General features: G+C 68.1%; 3 protein-coding genes. 2 read left to right on the plus strand and 1 reads right to left on the minus strand.

Annotated elements, in window-relative coordinates; translation table 11 throughout:
- Positions 1-418 (plus strand): hypothetical protein (locus tag VNN10_01270; protein HXH20628.1); only part of this gene is annotated, 418 nt, incomplete at its 5' end.
- Positions 415-2712 carry a helicase-related protein gene (locus tag VNN10_01275; GenBank protein ID HXH20629.1) on the plus strand — a complete coding sequence of 766 codons (2298 nt, stop codon included), beginning with the start codon at positions 415-417 and terminating at the stop codon, positions 2710-2712. The genes VNN10_01270 and VNN10_01275, both read left to right, overlap by 4 nt.
- 187 nt (positions 2713-2899) lie before the next feature.
- Here the strand turns inward: VNN10_01275 and VNN10_01280 are convergent, their stop codons facing one another.
- Positions 2900-3370, minus strand: coding sequence for a hypothetical protein (locus VNN10_01280; GenBank protein HXH20630.1), 471 nt, complete (start codon positions 3368-3370; stop codon positions 2900-2902).
- Positions 3371-3981 lie beyond the last annotated feature (611 nt).

Genomic DNA, 3981 nt, shown 5'->3' on the forward strand with positions numbered 1-3981 from the left:
ACTGCGGACGGGGCCGCTCCTCTTCGCCTCCCAGTTCTTCGACCCTGAAGCCGCGGCCCGCGAGGCGCGGGAGCATGGACTCTGGACAAGCCCGGCCCTCGGCGAGCGGCTCTGGCCGACAGAAGAACGGCCGGTGCGGCCCCTCATGCCGCTCCGACGCGGCCACCTGGCCGTGCTGATCGCCGCCGGCTTCCTCAACAACATCCTGCTGGAGGCGGATGGCCGCCGCCTGCTGGCCAAGGGCCGCACCTACAAGGAGCTGGTGCCCGTGGAGTCCGGCGACCCGGAGGTGGAGATCGAACGGGAGGTGCTGCGCACCTCGGTAGTCGCGCTGCACCTGCGCACGGGCCGGTTCGAGGTCATCCACCAGGGAGGCTCTACAGATGATCCTGAGGACATAGAGGAGCGGGCGGCGTGAACCTGGCCCGCTTCATCGAGACCTTCCAGGAGACCATCACGCGGGCGGTGCTGCGCACGTACCCGCCGCTCTACACGGCCCGCAACCGTCACCAATGGGGCTTCGACCTGCGCCGGCTGCGCCGCCGGCCCCTCGGCGCCCAGGGCGACGCCATTCGGGCCGTGGCCCTCTCCCTCCAGCGACACCGGGGCACCAACCTGGTGGGCGAGATGGGGACCGGCAAGACCACCATCGCGGCAGCGGCCGCCCACCTGGCCGGCTCTCGACGGGCGCTCGTCCTCTGCCCGCCCCACCTGGTCCGCAAGTGGCAGCGGGAGATCCTGGCCACGGTGCCGGGCGCTGCCGCTGCCATCGTCCGCACGATCACGGACCTCCAGCGCCTGCCCTTACTCGGAGGCCAGCCGCTGTTCGTCGTCCTGTCGCGCGAGCAGGCGAAGCTCTCGTACCGCTGGTCGCCCGCCGTCGTGGAGCGTCTCGCCGTCGCCGGCCGGCGGCTGCTCCGCGGAGAGGACGGCGAGCCCGTCCGCCGCCTCTGCTGCCCGGCCTGCTTCGCCCCGGCTCTCGACAACGAGGGCCTGCCGCTGGAACGCGAGCAGCTCGAGCGCAAGAAGCACCGCTGCCAGGCGTGCCGCGGACCGCTCTGGCAGGCCGACCGGTCGGGACCTCGCCGCTTCCCGCTGGCCGACTACATCGCCCGGCGGATGCCCGGCTTCTTCGACCTGCTCATTGTCGACGAGCAACACGAGTACAAGGCACGGGGCTCGGCCCAGGGGCTGGCGGCCGGCGCCCTCGCCGAGGCCTGCCGCCGCGTCCTTACCCTCACCGGCACCCTCATGGGCGGCTACAGCTCGACGCTCTTCTACCTCCTGTGGCGTTTCTCCCCCGCAGTGCGGGACGAGTTCGCCTACAAGGACGAGCAGCGCTGGGTGGCCCGCTACGGCATCGTCGAGCGGATCACCCGCAAGGCGGACGACGACGCCTACGAGGATGGCCGCGTGAGCCGTCGTCGTGGCTACCGCACGCGCGTCGTGGAGAAGCCCGGCGTGTCCCCGGCCGTCCTCTTCCACCTGATCGGCAACACCGCCTTCCTCCGCCTGGCCGACGTGGCGGCGGGCCTTCCCGAGTACCGGGAAGAGGTGCGGCTGGTCGCGATGGAGGCCGGACACGGCGGACAGGAGGCGTCGCAGTCCGCCTACTACCACCGGCTTGCGGGCAAGCTCCACGCGGCCGTCGTGCAGGCGCTGGCCCAAGGGTCGAAGCGGCTCCTGGCCGCCTACCTCCAGAGCCTGCTGGCATACCCGGACGCCTGCACCAAGGGCGAGACGGTCGTCGACCCCCACACCGATGAGGTACTCGCCGCTGTCCCGCCTCTGCCGGAGGACCGCCTCTGCCCCAAGGAGCAGGCGCTCCTCGACCTCGTGCGGCGGGAGCGGCTGGATGGCCGCCGAGTGCTGGTCTACATCACCCACACGGCCAGCCGCGATATCTCGCCGCGGCTGGAAGCGTTCCTGCGGGCGGCGGGCTTCCGCGTCGCCACCCTCAAGTCCGACACCGTGTCCGCCGATCGGCGCGAGGAGTGGGTCGAGCGCCGCGTGAAAGAAGGGCTGGACGTGCTCGTGGTCCACCCGCGCCTCGTGCAGACCGGGTTGGACCTGGTCGACTTCCCCACCATCGTCTGGTACGAGGTCGAGTACAGCGTCTACACCATGCGGCAGGCCAGCCGACGCTCCTGGCGTATCGGCCAGCGCTTACCGGTCCGGGTGGTCTACTTCGCCTACCGGGGCACGCTCCAGGCGCAGGCGCTGGCCCTCGTTGCGAAGAAGCTCCAGGCCTCCCTGGCCGTCGAGGGCGAGCTGGTGGAGGAAGGCCTGGCGAGCTTCGGCGACGACGGCGACGACCTGCTGATGGCCCTGGCACGCAGCTTAACGGAGCGGGTCGAGGCCAACGAGGACTCGCTGGAGGGCCTCTTCGCCGGGGTACGACAGAAGGAGCAGGAGGTGGAGGCGGCCCTACAGCCCGACGACATGACGCCTGAGGAGCCGCAGCCCGAACCGGAGCCTGCGCGGTTCCTGCTGCCGGAGCGCCGAGACAGCGGCCTCAGCGCCCTGCTTGGTCTGCCCTTAGTTCGGGCCGCGGTCCGACTGACGCCGCCCCCGAACGGCGACCAACCACAAGAGCCTCCAGCGGCGGACGAACCCGCGGTCGAGAAACGCGCCGCTGCTACGGTCTTCGGCAGCGAAAGCCGCGGGGAGGACCCGCCGCCCCCCGAAGGACAGCAGTTGCGGCTGTTCTAAGGGTTCGGCGGGTCGAGAGGAGAGGGGGCCTGTTCCTCGGGAGCTCCCCTCCCGCTTCTTCGCCAACCGCTTCCCGTACGTCATTCCCAATTGGCGCCCTCGCAGGAAAAGCGAGGCGCTTGCAGGGGAGAACACAGAAGAAGCTCAAAGGGGTGGCGCGCCATTGTATCCGAGACGTTGAAGCTCGTTACCATTGGGCGACCGCTTCCTCAACCGCGTTCACGACCTCCGTCCACCGATTCGCTTCCAGAGCACCTGAATCGAAATCAAAGCCGAAAAAGTGGTCGTACGGATAGCAGATGGACCGAGCGCGCTCGATTCCTATCCCTATGCCAGCCGCATGAAGGTACACCATGATGCCGACGAGATTCTCCCCGTGCGCTTTCTTGAGCTGGAGCATGTCATACGAACGGGTTTTGAATTGGTCGGTGACCGCGGAAAGAAACTTGATCTCGATCGCCACATGCTTTCCTCTCGGGCAGCTCAGCAGTATGTCACTCTTGTGGCTGCATCTCGTCCCGTCTGGTAGGGTGTATTCCAGAGAGCCTTCAGCCGCGCACACCCCGCCACCAAGGTCATTCTTGATATTAAACGTGGCGGACGCTCCTTCGCCGCGCATACTATCGGGCTCGCCGATCTGCCTGAACAACAGCGTCAAGAGGTAGTCTCTGATTACATGCTCGGTGTTTTGTCGCCTCATCGCTCCCAATCTTCCGGAGACCCAGTTCAAGGGCCAAGCTAGCCACGAGGCCATCCACTAACGAACCTGCCCTGGCACGCACGATTATACGACGGCAGCTTTCGCTCGGCGGGCATGGCCTGCTAGACCGGGCACCACCCCCAGACCAGACGGCACAGAGCATACGCATCTGCAAGACTACGTCACACCGAGCGCACACCCCCAGCAGGGCGGCGACAATTGGCTCATCACCGAAGAAGCGGTGGTGGACTTCCTGCGCGAGCACCCGTACGACATCGACCTGCGGAAGGTCGATAGCCTCTGGTTCATGCACCTGATCGCCGCCGTACCTCCAGCGCTCGGCCACGAGCCGTCGGCGCGTGGAGCCGGCGTGAGAACCGCCAACAAGAGAAGGAGAGGAGAGACATGCCAGTCAAGACCGGAACCGCGAAACGCCAGCGGCGAGGCGCCCCCTGGACGGAGGAAGAGGACGCGCGCCTGCTAGCCATAGCGGGCCTGCCGCCGAGGGCGGTGGCCGACCTGATGCGACGGAGCTGGCTCGCCTGCCGGCGCCGCCTCGCCTACCTGCG

This window comes from Dehalococcoidia bacterium, from assembly GCA_035574915.1.
Classification (GTDB): Bacteria; Chloroflexota; Dehalococcoidia; order DSTF01; family WHTK01; genus DATLYJ01.